At 60.9% G+C, this 24,218-nt stretch carries 25 protein-coding genes; 16 read left to right on the top strand and 9 right to left on the bottom strand.

Annotated elements, in window-relative coordinates:
- The first annotated feature begins 26 nt into the window (after positions 1-26).
- From T8A63_RS05055 to T8A63_RS05015, 9 genes are all read left to right on the top strand, one after another.
- Positions 27-803 carry an ABC transporter ATP-binding protein gene (locus T8A63_RS05055; RefSeq protein ID WP_322345162.1) on the top strand — a complete coding sequence of 259 codons (777 nt, stop codon included), beginning with the start codon at positions 27-29 and terminating at the stop codon, positions 801-803.
- A gap of 24 nt (positions 804-827) precedes the next feature.
- Positions 828-1,565, top strand: a complete 738-nt coding sequence (locus tag T8A63_RS05050) for a transporter substrate-binding domain-containing protein (RefSeq protein WP_322345161.1) — start codon at positions 828-830, stop codon at positions 1,563-1,565.
- An 80-nt stretch (positions 1,566-1,645) separates the two neighbouring features.
- On the top strand, positions 1,646-2,530 hold the full coding sequence (locus tag T8A63_RS05045) for an ABC transporter permease (RefSeq protein ID WP_322345160.1): 885 nt from the start codon (positions 1,646-1,648) through the stop codon (positions 2,528-2,530).
- Positions 2,527-3,333 (top strand): ABC transporter permease, encoded by an 807-nt coding sequence (locus T8A63_RS05040; protein ID WP_067627060.1) that lies wholly within the window; start codon positions 2,527-2,529, stop codon positions 3,331-3,333. The genes T8A63_RS05045 and T8A63_RS05040 overlap by 4 nt, the downstream gene beginning before the upstream one ends.
- Positions 3,334-3,433: 100 nt before the next feature.
- The gene (locus tag T8A63_RS05035; protein ID WP_322345159.1) at positions 3,434-4,768 is read left to right on the top strand and encodes a glutamine synthetase family protein; all 1,335 of its coding nucleotides are present in this window, start codon (positions 3,434-3,436) and stop codon (positions 4,766-4,768) included.
- A gap of 10 nt (positions 4,769-4,778) precedes the next feature.
- Positions 4,779-5,468, top strand: a complete 690-nt coding sequence (locus tag T8A63_RS05030; protein ID WP_322345158.1) for a type 1 glutamine amidotransferase — start codon at positions 4,779-4,781, stop codon at positions 5,466-5,468.
- A complete protein-coding gene (locus tag T8A63_RS05025; RefSeq protein WP_269347943.1) occupies positions 5,468-6,829 on the top strand; it encodes a glutamine synthetase family protein in 1,362 nt (453 codons plus the stop codon). The genes T8A63_RS05030 and T8A63_RS05025 overlap by 1 nt, the downstream gene beginning before the upstream one ends.
- Before the next feature lie 14 nt (positions 6,830-6,843).
- A complete protein-coding gene (locus tag T8A63_RS05020; protein ID WP_322345157.1) occupies positions 6,844-8,148 on the top strand; it encodes an FAD-binding oxidoreductase in 1,305 nt (434 codons plus the stop codon).
- 215 nt (positions 8,149-8,363) lie between these two features.
- Entirely contained in the window at positions 8,364-9,542 is a 1,179-nt protein-coding gene (locus tag T8A63_RS05015; RefSeq protein WP_322345156.1) for a DegT/DnrJ/EryC1/StrS family aminotransferase, read from the top strand.
- A 46-nt stretch (positions 9,543-9,588) separates the two neighbouring features.
- Here the strand turns inward: T8A63_RS05015 and phaR are convergent, their stop codons facing one another.
- From phaR to T8A63_RS05000, 3 genes are all read right to left on the bottom strand, one after another.
- Positions 9,589-10,137 (bottom strand): polyhydroxyalkanoate synthesis repressor PhaR, encoded by a 549-nt coding sequence (gene phaR / locus T8A63_RS05010; protein WP_067622929.1) that lies wholly within the window; start codon positions 10,135-10,137, stop codon positions 9,589-9,591.
- A 143-nt stretch (positions 10,138-10,280) separates the two neighbouring features.
- Positions 10,281-10,724, bottom strand: a complete 444-nt coding sequence (locus T8A63_RS05005; protein ID WP_067622858.1) for a phasin family protein — start codon at positions 10,722-10,724, stop codon at positions 10,281-10,283.
- A 152-nt stretch (positions 10,725-10,876) separates the two neighbouring features.
- Positions 10,877-12,682: a class I poly(R)-hydroxyalkanoic acid synthase gene (locus tag T8A63_RS05000; protein WP_322345155.1), complete on the bottom strand. Its 1,806-nt coding sequence runs from the start codon at positions 12,680-12,682 to the stop codon at positions 10,877-10,879.
- 50 nt (positions 12,683-12,732) lie between these two features.
- On the opposite strand from T8A63_RS05000, the gene phaZ reads away from it, so the two are divergent.
- The gene (phaZ, locus tag T8A63_RS04995) at positions 12,733-14,064 is read left to right on the top strand and encodes a polyhydroxyalkanoate depolymerase (RefSeq protein ID WP_322345154.1); all 1,332 of its coding nucleotides are present in this window, start codon (positions 12,733-12,735) and stop codon (positions 14,062-14,064) included.
- Positions 14,065-14,073: 9 nt separating this feature from the next.
- On the opposite strand, the gene T8A63_RS04990 is transcribed toward phaZ, so the two are convergent.
- The 3 genes from T8A63_RS04990 to T8A63_RS04980 form a co-directional block, all read right to left on the bottom strand.
- Positions 14,074-14,784 (bottom strand): alpha/beta hydrolase, encoded by a 711-nt coding sequence (locus tag T8A63_RS04990; RefSeq protein WP_322345153.1) that lies wholly within the window; start codon positions 14,782-14,784, stop codon positions 14,074-14,076.
- Positions 14,785-14,926: 142 nt separating this feature from the next.
- Positions 14,927-15,679 carry an alpha/beta hydrolase gene (locus tag T8A63_RS04985; RefSeq protein WP_322345152.1) on the bottom strand — a complete coding sequence of 251 codons (753 nt, stop codon included), beginning with the start codon at positions 15,677-15,679 and terminating at the stop codon, positions 14,927-14,929.
- A gap of 51 nt (positions 15,680-15,730) precedes the next feature.
- Complete coding sequence (locus T8A63_RS04980) at positions 15,731-17,017, bottom strand: MFS transporter (RefSeq protein ID WP_322345151.1); 1,287 nt, start codon at positions 17,015-17,017, stop codon at positions 15,731-15,733.
- A 173-nt stretch (positions 17,018-17,190) separates the two neighbouring features.
- Here T8A63_RS04980 and thrS point away from each other — a divergent pair, with 173 nt between their 5' ends.
- The 5 genes from thrS to T8A63_RS04955 all read left to right on the top strand — a co-directional run bounded on the left by thrS (position 17,191) and on the right by T8A63_RS04955 (position 21,858).
- Positions 17,191-19,137 (top strand): threonine--tRNA ligase, encoded by a 1,947-nt coding sequence (gene thrS / locus T8A63_RS04975; RefSeq protein ID WP_322345150.1) that lies wholly within the window; start codon positions 17,191-17,193, stop codon positions 19,135-19,137.
- 224 nt (positions 19,138-19,361) lie between these two features.
- A complete protein-coding gene (locus T8A63_RS04970; protein WP_067622878.1) occupies positions 19,362-19,664 on the top strand; it encodes a DUF2282 domain-containing protein in 303 nt (100 codons plus the stop codon).
- 63 nt (positions 19,665-19,727) lie between these two features.
- The gene (locus tag T8A63_RS04965) at positions 19,728-20,573 is read left to right on the top strand and encodes a DUF692 domain-containing protein (protein WP_322345149.1); all 846 of its coding nucleotides are present in this window, start codon (positions 19,728-19,730) and stop codon (positions 20,571-20,573) included.
- On the top strand, positions 20,570-21,328 hold the full coding sequence (locus tag T8A63_RS04960; protein ID WP_322345148.1) for a DNA-binding domain-containing protein: 759 nt from the start codon (positions 20,570-20,572) through the stop codon (positions 21,326-21,328). Before T8A63_RS04965 ends, T8A63_RS04960 begins: the two co-directional genes overlap by 4 nt.
- Positions 21,325-21,858: a DoxX family protein gene (locus T8A63_RS04955; RefSeq protein ID WP_322345147.1), complete on the top strand. Its 534-nt coding sequence runs from the start codon at positions 21,325-21,327 to the stop codon at positions 21,856-21,858. Before T8A63_RS04960 ends, T8A63_RS04955 begins: the two co-directional genes overlap by 4 nt.
- On the opposite strand, the gene T8A63_RS04950 is transcribed toward T8A63_RS04955, so the two are convergent.
- Positions 21,855-22,175: an ArsC/Spx/MgsR family protein gene (locus T8A63_RS04950; RefSeq protein WP_322345146.1), complete on the bottom strand. Its 321-nt coding sequence runs from the start codon at positions 22,173-22,175 to the stop codon at positions 21,855-21,857. The genes T8A63_RS04955 and T8A63_RS04950 overlap by 4 nt on opposite strands.
- Before the next feature lie 168 nt (positions 22,176-22,343).
- Between T8A63_RS04950 and T8A63_RS04945 the strand changes: the two genes are divergently transcribed.
- Entirely contained in the window at positions 22,344-22,550 is a 207-nt protein-coding gene (locus T8A63_RS04945) for a cold-shock protein (RefSeq protein ID WP_067262111.1), read from the top strand.
- A 54-nt stretch (positions 22,551-22,604) separates the two neighbouring features.
- Here T8A63_RS04945 and T8A63_RS04940 read toward each other — a convergent pair whose 3' ends face one another.
- Together T8A63_RS04940 and T8A63_RS04935 are read right to left on the bottom strand one after the other, a co-directional pair.
- Positions 22,605-22,910 carry a hypothetical protein gene (locus tag T8A63_RS04940; protein WP_300055700.1) on the bottom strand — a complete coding sequence of 102 codons (306 nt, stop codon included), beginning with the start codon at positions 22,908-22,910 and terminating at the stop codon, positions 22,605-22,607.
- A gap of 83 nt (positions 22,911-22,993) precedes the next feature.
- Positions 22,994-24,178, bottom strand: coding sequence for a cytochrome P450 (locus tag T8A63_RS04935; RefSeq protein ID WP_322345145.1), 1,185 nt, complete (start codon positions 24,176-24,178; stop codon positions 22,994-22,996).
- Between the last annotated feature and the right edge of the window lie 40 nt (positions 24,179-24,218).

Raw genomic sequence — 24,218 nt, 5'->3', positions numbered from 1 at the left:
GAAATGACAGATTGGCGACAGTTTCCGTGACGACAGATACCCCGGTTATCCAGATCAAGAACCTTCACAAAGCCTATGGCTCACTGGAGGTTCTCAAAGGGGTCGATCTGACCGCCCCGCGTGGCCATGTGATCTCGCTGATCGGCTCATCGGGTTCTGGCAAATCCACCCTTTTGCGCTGCTGCAACCTGTTGGAGGACAGCCAACAGGGCGAAGTGATTTTCAAAGGCGAACCGGTGCGCTGGAAAGGCAACGGCCACCAGCGCTGCCCGGCGGATGCCAAACAGGTGCTGCGCATTCGTACCAACCTGTCGATGGTGTTCCAGCAGTTCAACCTCTGGGCGCATATGTCGATCCTGCAAAACGTGATGGAAGCGCCGCTTACCGTGCTGGGCCGCGACCGTGCCGAGGTGGAGCGCGCCGCGCGCGGCTATCTCGAAAAGGTCGGGATCGGCGACAAATGCGATGTCTACCCCGCCCAACTGTCCGGCGGCCAGCAACAGCGTGCCGCCATCGCCCGTGCACTCTGCATGGAGCCCGAGGCGCTGCTGTTTGACGAACCGACCAGCGCGCTCGACCCCGAGCTTGAGCAGGAAGTTGTTAAAGTTATCAAAGATCTCGCCGCAGAGGGGCGCACGATGGTGATCGTGACCCATGACATGAAACTGGCCGCTGATGTCAGCGGCCATGTCGTGTTCCTGCACCAAGGTCTGATCGAAGAACAAGGGACGCCCGAAGAAGTCTTCGGCGCGCCCAAATCGGAACGTCTGCGTGGGTTCCTTTCGGCAACCCAGCCTGCGTAAACAAAAACCAAAGGGAGTTACCAAATGAAAAAGATCCTACTGGCAAGCGCCGCGCTCAGCATGACTGCTGGTTTCGCGATGGCCGAAGCCCATGGCAAAACCATCCGCATGGGCACCGAGGGCGCCTACCCCCCCTACAACTTCATCAACGACGCCGGCGAAGTTGACGGTTTCGAGCGTGAGCTGGGCGACGAGCTTTGCAAACGCGCCGAGTTGACCTGTGAATGGGTGAAAAACGACTGGGACAGCATCATCCCCAACCTCGTGTCGGGCAACTACGACAACATCATGGCCGGGATGAGCATCACCGACGAGCGGAAGGAAGTCATTTCCTTCACGCAGAACTACTATCCGCCGACCGCTTCCGCTTATGTTGCGGCCTCTGAGGGTGCGGACATCAAAGGCGGCGTTGTTGCAGGTCAGACAGCGACCATCCAAGCCGGCCACGTTGCCGAAAGCGGTGCCACGCTGATCGAATTCGCGACCCCCGAAGAAACCGTCGCGGCCGTGCGTAACGGCGAAGCCGACGCGGTATTCGCTGACAAAGATTACCTCGTTCCGATCGTCGAGGAATCCGGCGGTGAGCTGATGTTCGTGGGCGACGATGTCCCGCTTGGCGACGGCATCGGCATGGGTCTGCGCCAGTCCGACACCGAACTGCGTGACACATTCGACGCTGTCATCACCGAGATGAAAGAAGACGGCTCGCTGAACGAGATGCTTAAAAAGTGGTTCGGCGAAGACACCACCACCTACGAGTGATCCAACCTCAGGCGCGCCCCTCGCGGCGCGCCTGACCTTCCCTGCGCGGCACCCTCGCGCGGATTAGCCCATGGGGGCCCATGTTTTCTTTCTGTACTGACCCATCGATCCTGGACGACTGGTTCTGGACCGCCTGTTACCTGACAACCGGCGTCCATATGTCGTTCTACATGTCCTTCCTCAAGGTCTTGATGCTGCTTGCCGTGACCGCGCCCGTGGCGCTGGCCTTCGGCTTTGGCGGGGCCATGATGGCACGTGCGCGTTTCGCGCCGCTGAGTTGGGTCGGCAAGGGTTATATCGCGCTGGTGCGCGGTGTGCCGGATATCGCCTTCTTTCTGTTTTTCGTCATCGCCTTGGATCAGGGCATCGAATACCTGCGTCACAAGGCGCTCTGTTCCGATTGGGACATGCCGGTCCGCCAAGGCAGTGATTTCGTGGTCTGTCAGGCCGCCAAGATGCCTTTGGGCAATGCCGCGCAATGGGTGCATGAGACCTATGGTTTTGGGCTTGCGGTCTTCACCTTTGCCATCGTCTTCGGCGCTTTTGCGGCCAACGTCCTGTTTGGTGCCATGCGCGCCGTGCCCCGGGCGCAGCTTGAAACCGCCGAGGCTTACGGCATGAACCACCGCCAGACCTTCTGGCGGGTGCTGGTGCCGCAGATGTGGGTCTATGCCCTGCCCGGTCTCAGCAACCTGTGGATGGTGCTGATCAAGGCCACGCCGCTGCTGTTTCTCCTGGGCGTCGAGGATATCGTCTATTGGGCGCGCGAACTGGGCGGCACCAAGACGCCGCGCTTTACCGACTATCCGCACCCCGACTGGCGCATGTGGTACTTCCTCGGACTGCTGGTGTTCTACCTGCTCTTTACCCGGATTTCCGAGATTTCGTTGGACCGCCTGATGAAACGACTGACACGCGGCCAAGCCACCACCGGCGGCGAAGCCCAGCGGAGGGCCGGCGCATGAGCTGTCTGCAAACGATTCAGGACTACGGTCTGCGGTCCCTTGGCTATGGCGAGCGACTGCTGCCTCGCGAAGGTTTCACGCTCTGCGAACAGTTCACGCTGATCGGCTCCGGCATGCTCTGGAACATCTACTTTGGCGTTATCGCCCTGCTGACTGGCTTCTTCTTTGCCACAGCGCTTGGCGTCGGCAAGGCCAGTCCGAACCCGTGGTTTCGCAAACCGGCGGAATGGTTCATCTTCATCTTCCGTGGCTCGCCGCTCTTTATCCAGTTCTTCTTTGGTTACTTCCTGTTTCTGTCGCTGAAGTCCGAATACGCTTTCTTCGCCCCCTTCACCGCGGCATGGCTTGGGGCGCTGATCGTGCTCTTTCTCAACACTGCCGCATATTCGGGCGAAATTTTTTACGGTGCGCTGCAATCCATCCCCAAGGGCGACGTGGAGGCCGCAGATGCCTATGGTCTGTCCGGTTGGTCGCGCTTTCGTCGGGTGATCTGGCCCACCTCGCTACGCCTTGCCTGGCCCGCCTATACGAATGAGGCGATTTTCCTGTTTCACGCCACGACACTGGTGTTTTTCAGCGGTTTCCCGGCATGGCAACAGCGCGGTGATGCGCTCTACTACGCCAGCTATTTCGCCGACAAAACCTTCAATCCCTTCATCCCCTATCCCATTCTTGCCGGTTATTTCATCCTTCTGACGCTCTGCATCATCGGCGTCTTCGGTTTGATCAATTCCCGCCTCAACCGCCACCTGCCCCAAGCGCAACGCCGTAAAATTCGCTTGCGTCCTAATTTGATCCGGTAGTATCCATTATTTGATCAAATTACGCGGCGCGTGGGCGCCAACCGCTTTTGCCCTCGGGCGAACCGCTTTGTGACATGCCCACCGCCTTTGCAGGTGACGTATGAACAACTGGCTTCGTAAAAACCCCCAAGTCCGCACCATCCGTGTGGCCGCCGCCGACCTCAATGGCCAAGCGCGGGGCAAGCGCATTCCGTCGCGTTTTGCCGATAAGGTGACAACCGAAGGCACCCGCTTTCCGGTGTCGGTGCTGAACCTCGACATCTGGGGCGAGGATATCGACGACAGCCCGCTGGTGTTTGAGAGCGGCGATGCGGATGGCGTGCTGAAACCAACCGAGCGGGGCTTCATGCCAATGCCATGGCTCGACGCGCCCTCGGCCCTTCTGCCGATCTGGATGTTCCGCGAAGATGGCCGCCCCTACCCCGGCGATCCGCGCCATGCGCTGCGCGCGGTACTGGACCGTTACAAGGCGCGCGGGCTGACACCCGTCTGCGCGGTGGAGTTGGAATTCTTCCTGATTGACGACTCGGGCCGCAACCTTCAGGTGCCGATCTCGCCCCGCTCGGGCAAACGGCGCAAGGCGGCCGAGACCATGTCGATCCGCGCGCTTGACCAGTTCGATCTGTTCTTCACCGATCTCTATGACGCCTGCGAAGAGATGGACATCCCCGCCGACACCGCCATTTCCGAGGCGGGTCTGGGCCAGTTCGAAATCAACCTGATGCATTGCGACGACGCCCTGCGCGCCGCCGACGACGCATGGCTGTTCAAAATGCTGGTCAAAGGGCTGGCGCGGCGGCACGGCTTTGCCGCAAGCTTTATGGCGAAACCCTATGAGGATTACTCCGGCTCTGGCCTGCACACGCATTTCTCGGTGCTGGATGAAAATGGCGACAACATCTTTGACGATGGCGGGCCCAAGGGGACCGACACGTTGCGCCACGCCGTGGCGGGCTGCATGAACGCGATGCGGGGCTCGGCGCTGGTCTTCTGTCCGCACGCCAACAGCTTTGACCGGATGGTGCCCGAATCCCATGCGCCCACCGGGGTATGCTGGGCCTATGAAAACCGCACCGCCGCGATCCGCATCCCTTCAGGCAGCCACAAGGCGCGGCGGATCGAACATCGGGTCTCTGGCGGCGACGTGAACCCCTATCTGATGCTGGCCGCCGTTCTGGGCGCGGCGCTTAACGGGATCGAAGATGGAGCAGAGCCGCCCGCCCCGATCACCGGCAACGCCTATGCCGCCGATTTGCCGCGCATGCCCAGCGATTGGAAAACCGCGATCGATCTGTTCGAGGGCTGCCCCCATGTCGCGCGTATTTTTGCGCCTGAAATGATCCGCAACTTCGTGCTGACGAAACGCCAAGAATTGCATTACATGCAGGAATTGACCCCAGAGGAACAGGTCGAGATCTATCTCGACACTGTGTAACAGGTGACACATGAAAATCGGCATTCTTCAAACCGGCCATTCTCCCGACGACTTCCGCGAACAGCTGGGCGATTATGGCGAAATGTTCACCACGCTGCTGGACGGTCATGAGTTTGACTTTCAAATCTGGTCGGTCGTCGATGGGGTCTTGCCCGAAGGGGTGAATGAGGCCGATGGCTGGCTCATCACCGGGTCCAAACACGGCGCTTACGAGGATCACGACTGGATCCCGCTGCTGGAAGACTTCATCCGCGAAACCTATGCCGATGGCCGCCCGATGATTGGCGTCTGTTTTGGCCATCAGGTCATTGCCCAAGCACTGGGTGGCAAAGTTGAAAAGTTCACCGGCGGCTGGTCCATTGGCCGCACGGAATACGACATGGACGGAGACAAGCTGGCGCTCAACGCATGGCATCAGGATCAGGTCGTGGAACTGCCCGAGGGTGCCAAGGTCGTCGCCTCGTCTGATTTCTGCCCCTATGCGGCGCTGGCCTATGACAACCGCATCTGGACGGTTCAGCCACATCCCGAATTCGGCCATGATTTCATCGACGGGCTGATCAAAACCCGTGGCAAGGGCGTGGTGCCAGACCACCAGCTTGAACAGGCGACCGCCGCGCTTGGTGGCCCCATTGATAACCAAAAAATCGCGGACCAAATGGCCGCATTCTTTAAAGACAACAGGAAAGAGAGGGCCTGATGGCCGAGGATTGGACAGAAGCACTACCCGAAGCGGCGCGCGCCTATCTTGAGGGCCGGCGTCTGGACGAAGTGGAATGTATCATCCCCGACCTGCCCGGCATCGCCCGCGGCAAGGCTGTCCCGGCGTCGAAATTCGCGCGGCAGGATTACTTTCACCTGCCCGACAGCATCTTTTACCAGACCATCACCGGTGAATGGGGCGAAGCGGCAGGCGACGATGGGTTCATTGAAAAAGACATGATCCTGCGCCCGGATATGGACACGGCCACCGCCGCCCCATGGACCGGGGACTGGACGCTTCAGGTCATCCACGACGCCTATGACCGCAACAATGAGCCGGTGGCCTATTCGCCGCGCAATGTGCTTAAACGGGTGGTGCAACTGTACCGCGACAAGGGATGGGAGCCTGTGGTGGCCCCTGAGATGGAATTCTTCCTTGTGGCGCGCAACATCGACCCGGCCAAGGAAATTCAGCCGATGATGGGCCGCTCGGGCCGCCCCGCTGCGGCGCGGCAGGCCTATTCGATGACCGCCGTGGATGAATTCGGCCCCGTCATCGACGACATCTATGACTTCGCCGAGGCGCAGGGTTTTGAGATCGACGGCATCACCCAAGAAGGCGGCGCTGGCCAGCTTGAGATCAACCTGCAGCACGGCGATCCGGTACGGCTCGCCGACGAAGTGTTTTACTTCAAACGCCTGATCCGCGAAGCGGCGATGCGGCACGAGTGCTACGCCACCTTCATGGCCAAGCCGATTGCCGATGAGCCGGGCAGCGCGATGCATATCCACCACTCGGTGCTCGACGTGAAAACCGGCGAAAACATCTTTGTCGATGCGGATGGGGAAGAGACTGCGCCCTTTCAGCATTTCATTGCCGGGCTGCAAAACCACATGCCTTCGGCGTTGGCCGTGATCGCGCCCTACGTCAACTCCTATCGCCGCTACGTCAAAGATCATGCCGCGCCGATCAACCTTGAGTGGGGCCGCGACAACCGGACCACAGGCATCCGCGTGCCGCTCTCGGGGCCAAAATCGCGCCGGGTTGAGAACCGTCTGGCGGGGATGGATTGCAACCCCTACCTCGGCATCGCCGCCAGCCTCGCCTGCGGCTATCTGGGATTGATCCAGCAGAAAGACCCGCTGCCCGAATTTAAAGGCGACGCCTATGTCGGCGAAGGGGACATCCCCCAAGTTCTGGGCCAAGCGCTTGATCTGTTTGAGGAAGCCACAGAGTTGCACGAGGCTTTGGGTCCGGAGTTCGCCCGCGTCTATTCCATCGTGAAACGGGCGGAATATGAGGAGTTCCTTCAGGTCATCTCGCCTTGGGAACGTGAACATCTGCTGATGAACGTCTAACGCCCGGAGGCCCGATGAACCTGCTATACGCCAACGACACGCCCGGCCAGTACCCCACCAGCTGGTACGCCGCCACCGCCACGAAGCACACGGCCTACCCGCCGCTTCAGGGGGATACCAAAGCCGATGTCTGTGTCGTTGGCGGGGGCTATACCGGCCTTTCAGCCGCGCTGCATCTGGCCGAGGCGGGCTATGACGTGGTGCTTTTGGACGCGCAGCGCGTGGGCTTTGGCGCGTCGGGCCGCAACGGCGGGCAGTTGGGGTCGGGCCAGCGGGTTGAGCAGGACGGTCTGGAGAAAATGCTGGGCCAAGAGCATGCCACCAAGCTCTGGGAGATGGGGCAAGAGGCCAAGGCGCTGGTCAAATCGCTGATCGAAAAGCATGAGATCGACTGCCAACTGAAACCCGGCGTGGCATGGACCGGGTCAACCGCCTCTGACGTGCGGCATCTGCACGACTATGCAGAGCATCTGCAAAAGAACTACGGCTATGATGAGATCGAGGTGCTGGACCACGCCGCGCTGCAATCGGTTTGCCCCTCGCCCGACTACAAAGGCGGTGTGCTGGATATGGGTGCGGCGCATCTGCATCCGCTGAACTATGCGCTTGGCCTTGCAAGCGCCGCCGCCGCCGCGGGGGTGCGCATTCATGAGACAAGTCCCGCCGAGAACATCGTCGAAGGCAGCAAGGCACTGGTGCAGACCGCCACCGGCAGCGTCACCGCCGACCATGTGGTGTTGGCCTGCAACGGCTATCTGGGTAAGTTGAACGGCGACGTGGCCGCGCGGGTCATGCCGATCAACAACTTCATTGCCGCCACCGAACCCTTGGGCGACCGCGTAAACGATGTGCTGCCCCGCGACGTGGCGGTGGCTGACAGCCGGTTCGTGGTGAATTACTTCCGGCTGTCGCACGACGGGCGGTTGCTTTTCGGGGGGGGTGAAAGCTATGGCTACCGGTTCCCGCAGGACATCGCCGCCAAGGTGCGCAAACCGATGTCGCAGGTCTTTCCGCAGTTGAAGGATGTAAAGATCGACTATGCTTGGGGCGGCACCTTGGGCATCACGATGAAGCGCCTGCCCTATGTCGCGCGGCTGGCGCCGAACATCTTATCGGCTTCCGGCTATTCTGGCCACGGGGTCGGCACCGCGACCCATGCGGGCTATCTGATGGCCAAGGCGATCGAGGGCGATGCTGCTGGGTTCGACACGATGGCCGCGATCCCGACGCAGGCATTTCCGGGTGGCGCCTCTCTGCGCAGCCCGCTGCTGGTGCTGGCCATGCTCTGGTATGCGACGCGGGATCGGCTGGGTCTTTGACTTCGGCGGCGTGAGCGGCAATGGCGGGGGGGTCGTTTTGGGCGGGCCTGTAAAAAGAGGGGGCGCTGCCCCCATCGCGCCGGGGGCGCGATTCCCCCGCGGGTATTTAAGAAAGAATGAAGGAAGAACTGCGGTGCAGGCTGCGCTGGTCTTCTCTTGGCCTGAGCGGCGCGTTGTTTTACAATTCTGGAAATCATTATTCAGGATTTTGAAATATGGCTTTGCCCGACATGCACCGCGCCGAACCTATCCCCGCTGAAGCCGAGGCTGCCATTGCGGCGCTTTTGCAAAGCGGCGATCTTTTTCGCTACACCGCGGCAAAGGACGCGCCTGTTTCCTTGCTGGAGGTCGAATTTGCGCAGATGATGGGCAGCGAATATGCGCTGGCCGTTTCTTCATGCTCTGCCGCGCTGTTTCTGTCCTTGCTCGCCTTGGACCTGCCGAAAGAGGCGTCGGTGTTGATCCCCGGGTTCACTTTCGCCGCCGTGCCCTCTGCGGTGATCCACGCTGGCTGCAAGCCGGTGCTTTGCGAGGTAGGCGAGAATTACCGTGTCGATCTTGAGGATTTCGCCGCCAAATTGCCCGGTGTTCAGGCCGTGATTATCAGCCATATGCGCGGGCATACGTCGGATATGGATGCGATCATGACACTTTGTGAGACCGCCGATGTGGCGGTGATCGAAGACGCCGCCCATTCGCTGGGAACGCTTTGGCAGGGGCGAAAGATTGGCACGATTGGGAAAATCGGCTGTTTCTCTTTTCAGTCCTACAAGATGATCAACGCGGGCGAAGGGGGCATCTTGATCACCGATGATGCCGATTTGGTGGCCCGTGCCATCATCATGTCGGGCGCCTATGAGCATAATTGGAAGAAACACGCAGCCCTGCAAGACAGCTTTGCCACGTGGCAGAACCGGCTGCCGCTTTACAATCTGCGCATGTCGAACCTGTCGGCGGCGATCATCCGCCCGCAACTGTCGCATCTGCCGCGCCGGGTGGCGGATGGGCTGCGCAATCATGATCACATGGCCGCGCGGCTGGCGGCCTCACCGTTGATCGATGTGCCAAGCCCGCTGCCCGGAGAGACCCGCGCGCCGGATTCGATCCAGTTCAATCTGGTGGGCCTGCCCGATGCCACGATCCGTGCCTTCGCCGCGGCGGCAGAGGCGGCGGGTGTGAAGGTGCAGGTCTTTGGCCAGAGCAGCGATAACGCCCGGGCTTTTTGGAACTGGCAATTCATCGAAGACCTGCCTGACCTGCCGCGTACCCGCGCCATGTTGATGCGGGCCTGTGACGTGCGCCTGCCGGTTCAGTTGACGCTGGATGAGATCGACGCTGTGGCGGATGTGATCTTGGCGGCGCTGGCCGATGTGGCGGATGCGCAGGCCGCATAGGGTGCACCGAAAGGAGGGAGGGCAGGGCTCCCTCACCGGGAGTGGGTCAGTTCAGCTTTGACAGTTTGTCTTGCAATTCGGCCAACTGCTTTTTGATCGCATCCAGATCATCGCCCTGTTCGGCCTGCTGCTTGGGTGGTTCCGGTGCGGTCGATTTGGCCCAGCCCCCTGTCATCGCTTTCATGAAGGCTTCTTGCTGCGCCTGCATCGCTTCCATGCCGGGCATTTTGGCCATTGGGTTCATCGCGCTCATGTTTTCGACCACTTTGCTCTGCCCATCGCGGAGCATGTCGAAAGAAGCCTGCAAGAACTGCGGCACCACCGAAACATTGCCCGACATATAGCTGCGGACTAGATCGGTCAGCACATCGACCGGCAAGACGGCTTCGCCCCGACTTTCGTGTTCGGCGATGATTTGCAACAGATATTGCCGTGTCAGGTCATCGCCAGACTTCAGGTCAACGATCTGAACCTCACGGCCATCGCGGATGAAACCGGCGATATCCTCCAAGGTGACGTAATCGCTTGTTTCGGTATTGTAGAGCCTGCGGCTGGCATAGCGTTTTATCAGCAAGGGCTTCGGTTTGTCCGCCATGATGTTACTCCCGACCAGTGGTGCTGCATCGCAGCTTAGGACAGGGATCAGCAAATAGAAAGAGCGCATGACAAAAGGGCAGGCCCGATTGGACCTGCCCTTTTTCTAGGCATCATGCCGAGAAGATAAAACCGACGGGCGGTTTACTTCACGGTGGATTTCTTAGCAGCAGCCTGAGCGTTCTCGGCTGTTTTGGTCGCTGCGGCGGTGGCGTCGCTCTGGAATTCTTTGCCAGCCGACATCATCAGCTCAACAGTGTCCATCTGCACCTTTTTCGCGATCTCGGCGAAGGCGGCCATATGCTCGGCCGCGGATTCAGCGGAGGCGGAAGCGAAATCGGTCATCGCTTTGGCGTAGTCTGTGGGCTCGGCTTTGACTTTGGTCATCTCGGTCAGGCGGGACAGAGTTTCTTTGGTCCAGGCGGTGGAGATATCAGCCGATTTTTCAGCCGCGTCAAAAGCAACGCCCGAGAGTTTCTCGTTCAGGGAGGCGGTGTTTTTGAATGCGTCTTGCATGGCGGCGTTATCCACGGGGAAAGCGCCCATAATGTCTTTGAACATCGCGGTCATGTCAGGTGTCTTGGTCATGTCTCAATCCTTTTACTGCTACTGTGGCAAGGGAGCGGGAAGACCCGTCCGTTTCGCGTCTGACCACAATATAGATGCCGCAGTGCAGCATTTCAAGGTTTTTTCTGCATTGCAGCATAAGCTGCTTAGCGCGCTAAGATTACGTAAGGTAATCAGTCATTTGCCTTGCGGGCCACATAGGCGCCCGGCGCGTCGCCAAGTACCTCGCGGCCATCATCGCCGGGAAAGCGCGCGGGAATCATAGTGCCTGCACGTTTGACCAGCCACTTGCCCCACCGCGGCCACCATGACCCTTCGTGATAAGTTGCGGCCTCGCGCCAGGCTGCGTAATCTTGGCTAAGATCACCGTTCACATAGTGGCCGTATTTATTGCGGCTGGGCGGGTTCACGATGCCCGCGATATGGCCTGATTGCGCCATGATGAAGGTCTTGTCCTTTGAACCCATCTGCTGCACGCCGCGGTAGCAGTCTTTCCACGGCGCGATATGGTCGGTCTCGCAGGCCACAGCGCAGAGCGGCACCTCGATATCGTCGAGGGTCAGCCGCTCGCCCAGCAGTTTATACCCGCCCTCGGCCAATTCATTCCGCTGGCACAGGCCGCGCAGATATTGCATCGCCATTTGCCCCGGCAGATTGGCCCCGTCCCCGTTCCAATAGAGCAGATCAAAGGCCGGTGGGGTCTCTCCCATCATATAGCTGCGCACGGCGGGGCCATAGACCAGATCGTTGGAGCGCAGAAAAGAGAATGTCCGCGCCATGACCACGGAGGGCAGGATGCCCTTGTCCGCCGTCTCGGCCTCGATCCCGTCGATGAAGTCATTGGTGAGGAAGGGCTGGAATTCGCCCTGATCCGAGAAATCGGTGAGCGCGGTGAAGAAGGTCGCGGATTTGATCGACGTGTCGCTGCGTTTTTTCAACAGCGAGAGCGTCAGCGCCAGCGTGGTGCCTGCAATACAATAGCCGACGACATTCACGCGCTTTTCATCCGTGATCGCCTTCACCTCTTCAATCGCTGCGAGGTAGCCTTCTTCGACGTAATCCTCCATGCCGATCTGGGCATAGCTGACATCGGGGTTCACCCATGAGACGACGAACAGCGTGTGCCCCTGATCGACAAGCCATTTGACGAGGCTGTTCTGCGCCTTGAGGTCGAGGATGTAGAACTTGTTGATCCATGGGGGGAAGATCAGCAACGGGGTCTTGTGCACCTCTTCGGTGCTGGGCGTGTATTGGATCAGCTCGAACATGCGGTTGCGAAACACCACCTTGCCGGGCGTGGTGGCGATGTTACGGCCCAACTCAAAGGCGCTGTCATCCGCCAGTTTGACGACCAACTCGCCGTTGTTGGCCTCCAAATCAGCGATCAGGTTTTCCAGCCCCTTCACAAGACTCTCGCCTTCTGTCTCTACCGCGCGCTCCAAAACATCGGGGTTGGTGGCAAGGAAATTGGTCGGCGACATCATCGCGATGATCTGCTGGCTGAAATAGACCAGCCGCTTCTTCTCGGCCGGTTCCATGTCTTGGGCGTCTTCGACCGCTTGGCGCAGCGCTTCGGCGTTGATCAGATACTGCTGCTTGATGAAGTTGAAATAGGGATGGGTTTGCCACAGCGGATTGGCAAAACGTTTGTCGGTGGGCGCCTCCCCCTCGACCGGGGCCAGCCCGCCCTTGGCCAGCGCCTGCTGCGCCTCGACGAAATGGGCGACCGATTTGGTCCAATAGCCCATCTGATGCTCCATCAAGCGGGCCGGATTTGTCATCGCCTCGGCCCAGTAAGACTGTGCTGCTTTCGCGAAAAGTTGTTGGTTCGGCCCATCCAACGCGGGCTGATGGCCCTCGCGCTGCGACATCACGCGGGTCAGGCGCTTACTTAATTCTTCAACCTTTTTCAGGTTTTGCGCCATTCGAGACAGGGCTTGAGGCTCAACAATCTCGGGATTTTCGGATTCTGTTGTCATCTTAACCCTTACCTCCTATCTTTGCAGGTGCAGCATAAAGGAGCCCCCACATGCGCTATATGGCCACCTACGACATGATGGAGTCCATCCGGAATACCAATCAATGGCTCGGCGCTTCGGCGCTTGCTATGGCATCCTACCCGGCTTTTTCTCTGTTTCCAAACCCTGCGATGGAATGGTTGGCGGCATGGGGCGAAGTGACGGAGCGTAGTTTCGCCCGCATGGTCGTGAAACCCGACTGGGACATTCCCCCAGTGGTCGGCCCCACGGGCCAAGATTGTCTGGTCAGCATCGAGCCGGTGATGGAACGCCCCTTTGGCGATCTGCTGAAATTCTCGGTCCAAGGCCGCAAAGAGACGGGCCGCAAGGTTCTGCTGGTTGCGCCAATGTCCGGTCATTATGCCACGCTCCTTCGGTCCACCGTGATCTCCCTGCTGCCTGATTGCGACGTCTATGTGACAGACTGGCACAATGCGCGTGATATTCCAGTTAGCGCAGGCAAATTCGACATCGAGGATTATACGCTCTACCTCGTTGATTTCATGCACCACCTTGGCCCCGACACCCATGTGATCGCGGTTTGCCAGCCTGCCCCGCTGACCTTGGCGGCCACCGCCTATCTGGCCGAAGAAGCGCCCGAAGCGCAGCCGCGCACACTGACGCTGATCGGCGGGCCGATCGATCCTGATGCCACGCCGACGGATGTGACTGACTTTGGCCATAGCGTGACCATGGGCCAGCTTGAGCAGATGATGATCCAGCGGGTCGGCTTTAAATACGCGGGCGTGGGCCGCAAGGTCTATCCCGGTCTGTTGCAACTGGCGTCTTTCATCTCGATGAACAATGACACCCACCGCGATGCGTTCACCAATCAGATCACCCGCGTGGCGCAAAAAGCGGCGCATGAGCATGACAAACACAACAAGTTCTACGACGAATACCTCGCCGTGATGGACATGCCGGCGGAGTTCTATCTGTCGACCGTGCAGCGCGTGTTTAAGGAACGTGAGATCGCGCGGAACGTCTTTACCGTGGCGGGCCGTCAGGTCGATATCGGCAAGATTACCACGGTGGCGGTCAAAACGGTTGAGGGCAGCAAGGATGACATCTCTGCTCCCGGCCAATGCATCGCGGCGCTTGATCTGCTGACCGGTCTGCCTGATTCCAAAAAGGCCAGCCATCTTGAAGATGGGGCGGGCCACTACGGGATTTTTGCAGGCAAAAGCTGGCGCAACAATATCCGGCCCTTGGTGCTGGACTTTATCGATGCCAACAATGGCCAGCCCGAGCCGAAAACGCCCGAGCCTCAGAAATCCGAGTCTCAGAAACCCGTGTCTCAGAAATCTGCGCCCAAGAAGGCCGACAAACCGGCAGCGGCCTGAGCCGCCGCCCTATTGCAGCACCAGAGGTTGATGCAGCCAGTCGCGCAGCGCGGCGGTTGTGGCCTCTGGTGCCTCTAGGCTGGGCCAATGGCCTGCATCCTCCAGCACCGTCAGCTTGGCGTAGGGGATCATCTCGGCCATGAAGGCGTGGCGTTTGACGGGGCACAGCGCGTCATGCTCCCCACAAAGCACCAGTGCCGGCACCTTGCATTTGCGCAGCACCGCTTGCTGGTCCCGCCGCCGTTGCAGGGCACGGGACTGGCGCACAAAGGTATCGCCGCCCAGTGTCTCGGCCATTTCCATCGCGCGGGTCAGCACCTCGCCCCGTCCCTTGCCGGGGGCGAGAAAGCCCGAGGCCATCCGCGCCTGCATCGCCTCCCCCAGCTTGCCGGATTGCGCCATGATGATCTGCGGCTCCCGGTCCGCGGCGATGGCGGGCAGTTCGGCCAGCACCTGCGTCGCCAGCAAGGCAATGCGGCTGATCCGGTCGGGGGCGCGACGCAAAAGCTCCAGCGCCACCACACCGCCCATGCCCTGCCCCACCAACGCGAAACGCGGTGGCAGTTGATCCAAAAGGCCCGAGGCGATCTCTTCGATCCGTTCTCCTTGGGTGATCGGAGCCAACACCACCGTGCTGCGCGGGGAGAGCGCTCGGACCTGTGGTGTAAAGACACGGGCGTCGCACATCATGCCGGGCAGCAGAACAAGCGGCTCAGCCATTGCGCAGGATCCGCTGCGGTATGCGGTTGAAATGACGTGGTTTCATGCCGTCCCCCTTGGGTTTGGCGGTCTCTTAGCATGGGTGGTTTGGGGTGGCATCGGGGGCGCGACCTTATCGGCGGTTCCATGCCCGCGCCTTGGGTCAGCCCTCTCTACCGGTAACCTCGTTTATTGCCGCGACGATCATCGCCAGACAGCGCGCATCTGAGAAGCGGTGATCGGCGTCTTTGACCAGCGTCAGTTGCATATCAGGGCTCTGCGCGTGCTCCAGTAGCCGCACCGCCGTGGCCGTGCTGACGGCGGTGTCCGCCGTGCCCTGCAGCAGCCGCACGGGGAACGGCAAGTCGAGCGCTTCCCGCAGCACCAGCCGCTTGCGCCCATCCTCGATCATGCGGCGGGTGATGACATAGGGCTCCATATAGTCCGACGGCAGTTCGACCTGCCCGACCTCTGCCAACGTCTGTTTCTGCGCCTCGGTGAAGTTCGCCCAGTATCCGTCTTCGGTAAAATCAGGTGCAGCCGCGATGCCGACCAGCCCGGCAATACGCTCAGGCCGCTGCCGCGCCAACAGCAGCGCCTGCCAGCCCCCCATGGACGACCCCACAACGATCAGCGGCCCCTCGGTCAGCGCCGTAACTGCAGCCAGCGTATCTTCGTGCCAATCGCCGATGCAGCCTTCGGCAAAGCTGCCCGAGGATTCCCCATGACCGGAGTAGTCGAACCGCAGAAAGGCCCGCCCCTCGGCCCGCGCCCAGTCTTCGAGATAGACCGCCTTGGTCCCCATCATGTCGGACTTCAGCCCGCCGAGGAAAACAACGCAGGGCCCCGCCCCGTCGGTCTTGTGATAGGCGATGCGCCGTCCCTGCGGCGTGTCGATGAATTTACTGTCTGACATGCTGCCTCCGTCTTTGGCCCAATCATGGGCATCGCCGCGGATGAGGGCAAGTCAGTCCTCGGAAAGATGCTCAACCTCCGGCAGCCAATGGGCCAGAACCGCGGCGGCAACCGCCATCACGGCAAAGAGCATTAGCGTCGCCTGCGCCCCGATCAGCGCAGCACCACCGCCCAGCACCCCGGCCAGCAGCAAAAGCAATCCGATCACCGTATTGCTCACGGCGGCATAGGCGGCGCGGTGGTCTTTCGGGGCCATGTCGACCAGATAGGTCGAGCGCCCCTGCCGGACGCCATGATAAGCGATCATCAGGATGAACAGCACGCCGGGCATCGCCCAAACCGCCTGCGCCAAACCAAGGAACCACAGCCCCACCGCCAAGGCGATCGCCACCGCGCCGACGATGCCCGTCAGCATCAGCACCCGGCGGCTCGACATATCTGACAGCCGCCCCCAGACATATGAGCTGACCAAGGATGCCAATGCCGAGGCCAGCACCAAGGCGCCCAACTGCCCCAACTGCCCGCCCTCCGACGATCCGGCCAGCACGACCAGATAGGGCGGCGCAAGGGCGGTCGATACCAAAAGCCCACGCACCAGAATGAACAGCCACAGGTCGCGATTGCCGCGCAGCAGTTTGAAATCCACGCCATCGGCCTTTTCGGTCTCGCTCGGCGTTTCTTTGATCGTTGAAAAAAGCAGCGCCGCCGCGACCCAAAGCCCCGCCGCCAGCGCAATCGCCACCACGACGACACCGCGGCTTTGAAACAGGCCCGACATCAAGAGCCCGGCGAAGATCACCACCCCGACCGAGGACACGGACCCCGCCAAACCGGTCACCGATCCACGCCGGGTTTTGCCCACGGTCTTGCCCAGAATTTCCTTGAACGACACCGAACAGGCGGCGCGGCAAACGGCCAGCAGCGCGAGGGCCGCGCAGATGGCATAGCCCGCCGTGGCCCCCTCAAGGCTCAGCGCGGCGAGGGCGATCAGCGCCGCCGCCACGCCCTGCCCGACCGAGCCCCACACCCAAGCCCATTTGCGCCGCGCCATGCGCTGCACCACGCCCGCCAGCGCGATCTGCGGCAAAAGCGATCCGGCCTCGCGGATCGGCACTAAGGCCCCCGCAAAGACCGCAGGCGCGCCGAGGGCACTCAGCAGCCACGCCAACACCAGCTTGGGATCGATCAGCCCATCGGCCACTTTTGTCATCGACAACGACAGGATATGGCGCAGCCCATTACGCGCCTCGGCCCGCTGCGCCTTGTCGTCCAACCCCGGTGCCGGGTCATCCGCCCCCGAAATCGTCTCGAAAGCGCGCTGCGCCGTGTCGTCTTGCATGCGACCCATCCTCGTTGTTGCCCGCCTGACATAGCGCGCCGCCGCAGGGCCGCAACTTGCCTGCCCAAGGTCCCGCTCGCATTGACAAAACGCCCCCGCCCCGCCACATAGGCGCAACACATAACCCGCAACCGGGCGTCTCGTAGGCGCCAAACCGACGAGGAGCGCCCAAGATGGCCCAAATCTCCCTCACCCTTCCCGATGGCAATAGCCGCCAATATGACGCTGGTATCACCGCTGGCGAAGTGGCTGCCGAGATCTCAAAATCCTTGGGCAAAAAGGCCATCAGCGCCACCGTCAACGGTGCGCATTTCGATCTGGCGTGGCCGATCGAAGCGGACGCCGACATTGCGATCCACACCATGGCCGACGAAGAACAGGCCAATGAACTGGTGCGCCACGATCTCGCGCATATCATGGCCCGCGCCGTGCAGGAAATCTGGCCCGACACCAAGGTCACCATCGGCCCGGTGATCAAGGATGGCTGGTACTACGACTTTGACCGCAAAGAGCCCTTCACCCCAGAAGACCTCGGCGCGATCGAAAAGAAGATGAAAGAGATCATCAACAAACGCGATGCCGTCCGGACCGAGGTTTGGGACCGCGCCCGCGCGATCAAACATTACGAAGACTTGAACGAGCCCTATAAAGTAGAGCTGATCAACGCGATCCCCGGCGATGAGCCTTTGCGGATGTATTGGCACGGCGATTGGCAAGACCTCTGCCGTGGCCCGCACCTGCAACACACCGGCCAAGTGCCAGGCGATGCGTTCAAGCTGATGTCCATCGCCGGTGCCTATTGGCGCGGCGACAGTGACCGCGCGATGCTGCAACGCATCTACGGCGTGGCCTTCACCGGCAAGGAAAAGCTGCGCGCGCATCTCAACATGCTCGAAGAAGCCGCCAAGCGCGACCACCGCAAGCTGGGCAAAGAGATGGGCCTGTTCCACATGCAGGAAGAGGCACCGGGCCAAGTCTTCTGGCACCCCAACGGCTGGCGCATCTACACCACCTTGCAGGACTACATGCGCCGCATGCAGGACCGCGACGGCTATGTCGAGGTGAACACCCCGCAGGTCGTCGACCGCAAACTGTGGGAAAAATCCGGCCACTGGGACAAATACCAAGAGAACATGTTCATCGTTGAGGTCGATGAGGAGCATGCCCGCGAAAAGGCGGTGAACGCGCTCAAGCCGATGAACTGCCCCTGTCACGTGCAGGTGTTTAACCAGGGCCTGAAATCCTACCGCGACCTGCCGCTCAGGATGGCCGAGTTCGGATCCTGCGCGCGCTATGAGCCTTCGGGGGCGCTGCATGGCATCATGCGGGTGCGCGGCTTTACCCAAGACGATGGGCATATCTTCTGCGCCGAGGATCAGATCACCTCGGAAACCGCCAAGTTCATCGCCTTTCTGTCGAAGGTCTATGCCGACCTCGGGTTTGAGAACTGGACCATCAAGCTCTCCACCCGCCCCGAAAAGCGGATCGGTTCCGATGAGACATGGGACAATATGGAGCAGGCGCTTGGCGATGCTTGCAAGGCCGCGGGCTATGACTTTGAGGTGCTGGAGGGCGAAGGCGCTTTCTACGGGCCGAAGCTGGAGTTCACTCTGACCGACGCCATCGGGCGCAACTGGCAATGCGGCACCCTACAGGTCGATGCCAACCTGCCCGAGCGGCTGGAGGCGAGCTTCATTGGGCAGGACGGCAACAAGCACCGCCCTGTGATGCTGCACCGCGCCACTTTGGGCAGTTTCGAGCGTTTCATCGGCATCCTGATCGAAGAACACGCGGGCAAGCTGCCCTTCTGGCTGGCCCCGCGTCAGGTGGTCGTGGCCTCCATCACGTCTGAAGCGGATGACTATGTGGCCGAGGTCGTCGAGACCCTGAAAGCCGCTGGTGTGCGTGCGGAAGCCGACATGCGTAATGAGAAGATCAACTACAAAGTCCGTGAGCATTCGGTCGGCAAAGTGCCGGTGATCCTCGCCGTCGGGGCGCGTGAGGTTGAAGAGCGTACCGTTTCCGTGCGCCGTCTGGGGCAAAAGCAGACTTCGGTGCAGCCGCTGGATGCACTCACCGCCGAACTGGCGCAGGACGCGACCCCGCCTGACCTGCGCTAACGGCTTGTAACAAATCTGCGCTCCGGCGGTCTTGCGGGCAGCTTGCCCCCTGCCCGCCGGAGCGTTTTTGTAACAATCATTCCCTTCCTGCGCGGGAAGGTTACAATTTTCGCTAGTTTTCCGCGTGATTTCTGACGGGACCGTGACGCACTCCCTCGTGACTGGCTTGTGAGGAAGCAGGCTGCTCTAGTAAACCTGTTCAAACCATCAGGAAGGAAACGACAATGTCCACCACACTCAAAACCGCCGCCATCGCAGGGGCCGTCGCCGCCGCGCTGAGCAGCCACGCCACCACCGCCACCGCCGCTTCGCAAGAGAAATGCTTTGGCGTTTCGCTGGCCGGTGAGAACGACTGCGCAGCGGGCCCCGGCACCACCTGCGCGGGCACCTCTGTGACCGATTACCAAGGCAACGCATGGACCCTCGTTGACGAAGGCACCTGCGCCGAGATCGACCTGCCCGAGATGGCAGACGGGACCGAGCGGACCGGCTCTTTGGAAGCGCTCGACCGCGACCTGCCCGCTTAATCTATAGCGTTCCGGGCGGCATCCCCGCCCGGAACCCCGCCCCGCAACATGCCGGAGGCCGTTATGCGCGACGATACCCCCCCTGTTACAACACTGCCCAATGCCCCCGGCGTCGGATTTAAATCTCGACATTTCGATGGCTTGATGGCCGATCCTGGCCCAGTCCGCTGGATCGAGGTGCATGCCGAAAACTACATGGGCGACGGCGGCCGCCCCCATGCGCAACTGCGCGCATTGCAGGAACGTTTCGCCCTGTCGGTCCATGGTGTCGGCCTGTCGATCGGGGGCGAAGGGCCGCTGGACGCGGCCCATCTGGCACGGCTCAAAACCCTCTGTGACCGAACGCAGCCCGCGTCCTTCTCCGAACATTTGGCGTGGTCGACCCATGGGATGGAGTATCTCAACGATCTCCTTCCGCTGCCCTACACCGAGGAAACGCTGACCCGTGTGGCGTCACATATCAACCAAGTCCAAGATGTCTTGGGTCGGCAAATGCTGCTGGAAAACCCCTCCAGCTACCTTGCATTCGCGGAATCCGACTTGTCTGAAACAGACTTTTTGACAGAGATTATAGCGCGCACCTCCTGCGGTCTCTTGCTGGATGTCAACAATGTCTTCATTTCGGCCACCAATCTCGGGCTGTCGCCACAGGGCTACATCGACGCCTTTCCGACAGACCATGTTGGCGAGATTCATGTGGGCGGCCATGATGACGACACTGACGATCACGGTGCGCCACTTTTGATCGACAGCCATGGCAAACCGGTCGTCGATCCTGTTTGGGACCTGCTAAGCTACACGCTGGCCCAAACCGGGCCAAAGCCGGTGCTGGTCGAGTGGGACAATGACGTGCCCGACTGGCCCGTCCTACGGGCCGAAGCCACCCGCGCCGCTGAGGTGCTGGTGTGACCGACCAACACAGCTTTCGCGCGGCCCTGCTTGATCCGTCACGGTCTGCACCCGATGGGCTGCGCGATGGCCGGGGGCAACCGGCGGGCGCGCGCTATGGCGTCTATCGCAACAACGTCACGCATTCCCTGATCGCCGCGCTCGAAGTGGCCTTTCCCCTTGTGCGCAAGCTGATCGGCGCCCGCAACTTTGCCGAACTGGCCCCCCTCTACGTCCGGGCGCATCCGCCGACATCACCGATGATGATGCATTACGGCACGGATTTCCCCGCCTTTATCGCGGCTTTCGCCCCTTTGGCCAAGATTGGCTACCTCGCCGATGCGGCACAGCTCGACCTCGCGCTGCGTGCCTCCTATCACGCGGCTGACGCGGTTCCGCTTGATCCGAAGGTCTTTGAAACGCTTGGCCCCGATGCAGTGATGGGGGCAAGGCTCACCCTCGCGCCTGCCACTCGCATCTTGCGGTCAGACTGGCCGCTTTTCGACATCTGGCGCTATAACTTCACCGAGGACGCGCCCAAGCCCCGCAGCGCAGCGCAGGATGTGATAATCACCCGCCCCGCCTATGATCCCGCGCCGCATCTGCTGCCGCCCGGCGCGGCGCACTGGCTCTCCCACCTCGCCGACGGCGTGCCGTTTGGGGCGGCTCATGACGCCACGGTGACTGCCCAGCCAGCGTTTAACCTCGCCGCGGCCCTGACCCTTGCCCTGAGCCACGGTGTCTTCAGCGCAATTTCCTTGGAGGGCAGTAAATGACCCAGCTTCTCACCCTATACCGCAACGCCGCCGACCGTCTGGAGCGGGCCGACTGGCTGCTTCCGACCCTCGCCCGGTTCCTCTTTGCCGCAGTGTTGCTGGTCTATTTCCTGAATGCCGGGCTGACCAAACTCGGGCCCGGCCCCTTGGGCCTCCTTACCCCATCCACCGGAGCCTATGCGCAAATCTTCCCCCGCGTGTTTGAGGCCGTAGGCTATGACAGTGACGCGCTTGGGGTGTTCCATTGGCTCGTCGTCGTCGCCGGAACGGTGGCGGAATTTATCTTGCCGCTGCTCATTGTCTTTGGCCTGCTGACCCGACTGGCGGCACTGGCGATGGTGGGCTTTGTCGTGGTGCAATCCCTCACCGATCTTTACGGCCATGGCAGCGCGCTTGGCGCGTGGTTCGACCGCTTTCCCGATGCCCATATCCTTGACCAGCGGGCGCTCTGGGTGTTCTTGCTTTTGGTACTCGTCGTCAAAGGAGCCGGCCCATTGTCACTGGACCGGCTGATTACAGGCCGAAGTTAAAGCATCGCATGAACGTCAGCTTCTATCTCTTTGTTCCAACCTAGAAATAGCTTGTCACCCACCGAGATCAGAGGCCGTTTCATCAGCGCTGGATGAGCTTCTATCAGGGCGAGCGGGGCCTGCTTGCGCGTCTCTTCATCCAGCCCCCGCCAAGTGGTGGAGCGGGTGTTGAGCAAGGCCGCGCCAAATTGCTCATGGGCCTGCGTTAAAACCGCCCTTGGCACGCCCGCCTCCCGAACATCGACCAACTGCGCCTCTGGCAGCGCCTTTTTCGCCTTGCGACAGCTGTCACAGTTTTTCAGCCCATAAATTAGCACATCCGTCTCCCTCAACCACGCGATCGCGCCCCCAATTGCGGGTTTCGCACCTGATCGCTTGATTTTTTCCAAGTCCGCGCGATCTTTCTATTATGGCGGGTCGCAATTCAATCGCTTTCGCCATTCTGCTCGACGCAGAGACGCAAAGACAAAGGAGGCGCGGAGATTATGCCAACTGGCACCGTGAAATGGTTTAACACCACCAAAGGCTACGGGTTCATCGCCCCCGAGAGCGGCGGTAACGATGTATTTGTTCATATTTCAGCGGTCGAACGCTCTGGCCTGACCGGCTTGGCGGACGATCAAAAGGTCAGCTACGAGCTGACCGAAGGCCGCGACGGTCGGCAGATGGCCACCGATCTCGCCCTGCTTTAGCCACGACAGCGCAAAAGAACACCCGGCGTCCCGCGCCGGGCGTTGCTTGAGAGTTCACTGATACGAACAGCCCTTTGCCCCGACCGGGCAAGGCACGCGGGCTGACCGACGCAGTGCAGCCGTGCGATGGCGGTGAGGGTGGCGGTGGACAACCGGATGCGCTTTGACCTCTGCATAGGTCATGGGCTGGTTCGGTGTCCCGCAGCCAATCGCGCCGCCAAGCGTCACCGGCTGCAATCCAGCCGGGCAATAATTCGCGCTACTAGGATAGGCATAGACCTTAGGCTCGGCCGAAGCCTGACCGGCCAAACCCGCAGAAAGCAGCCCTACCGCCGCGGCAATAGCTGTCGTTAGACGCATGATAATCCTCGCAATTATATACAATATGAACGAAGATTGCCGGGGCGCTTTCATCAAGTCCAGTCTTTTATGGCAGTGCGCCTTTAACTCAACCGCGCCGGAAGCGTCGCATAACCGTGAAAACGGATGCGCCCGCCGCCCTGACGCGCCGCGCTGATTTCATAGTCCGGGTAACGGTTCAGAAAGCGTTGGAGGGCGATTTTCCCTTCCATCCGTGCCAAGGTCAGCCCCACGCAGACATGCGGACCACCGGCAAAGGCCAGATGCCGATTGGGTTTGCGCCCGATACCGAATTTCGTCGGTTCCTCAAAGACTTCCGGGTCGCGGTTGGCCGCTCCGATGCAAAGATGCAGGTTGGTCCCCGCGGCAATCTCCACCCCGCCGATCGTGACGGGGGCCGTGGTCTCGCGGTTGCCGAACTGATTGGGCGAACGGAAGCGCAGCACCTCTTCGATACAGGGGCCGATCAGCGCGGGCTCCGCCAGCAATCGCGCCTTTTGATCCGGGTGGTCATGGAGCAGCGCGAGGGCGCTGCCGATCAGGTTGGTGGTCGTCTCATGGCCTGCGTTGAGAATAAAAATGCAGTTTTGAATCAACTCGATCTCGGTCAACTGCCCGCCGTCATCTCCGGCAATGAGCCGCGTCAGCACGTCGGTTTCAGGATCCCCCGGATCAGCCCGGCGCCGGGCGATGAGGTCTTGCAGATAGGCTTTGAACGCGCGCACCGCAGTATGGCCCGCCTCCAACTCCGCTTCGCTCAAGGTAGGCTCCAGCGCGCCGAGAATTGCCAGCGACCAGTCCCGAAGGGGCCCGCGTTCTTCCATCGGGACGTCCAGCAGGTTGCCGATGATCTGCACCGGAATGCAACTGGCATAGTCCTCAATTAGGTCCGGCCTGGGGCCCAGCCCTTCCAGCAGACGGTCGACCGTGTCGATCAACCCCGGCTCCATCCGTGCCAGCGCCTTGGGCGTCAGGGCCGATGTCATGATCCGCCGCACCCGGGTGTGCAACGGTGGGTCATTGAACACGAGGCTTGTGGTGTGATGCTCAAATAAGGGGCTGCCGGGGCCGAATTTCGGTGCGAAGGCCAGCTTTTTGTCCGAGATATAAAGCGTGGTGTCGCGGTAAATCGCGTTCAGGTCCGCGTGGCGGCAGATCAGCACAGAGCCATCGGGCTGGCGCAGCACCGGGGCCTCGCGCAGCAGGCGGTCGTAATGGGGGAATGGGTTTTCGACAAACCCCTCAGGCGGTGCGGACAGATCAAACATAGGCCGCAGTGATGCGTGCCGCGCGGCCTATGTCAATGGT

It is taken from the genome of Sulfitobacter sp. OXR-159, assembly GCF_034377145.1.
Lineage (GTDB): Bacteria > Pseudomonadota > Alphaproteobacteria > Rhodobacterales > Rhodobacteraceae > Sulfitobacter.
This window is presented reverse-complemented; position numbering and strand designations above follow the sequence as displayed.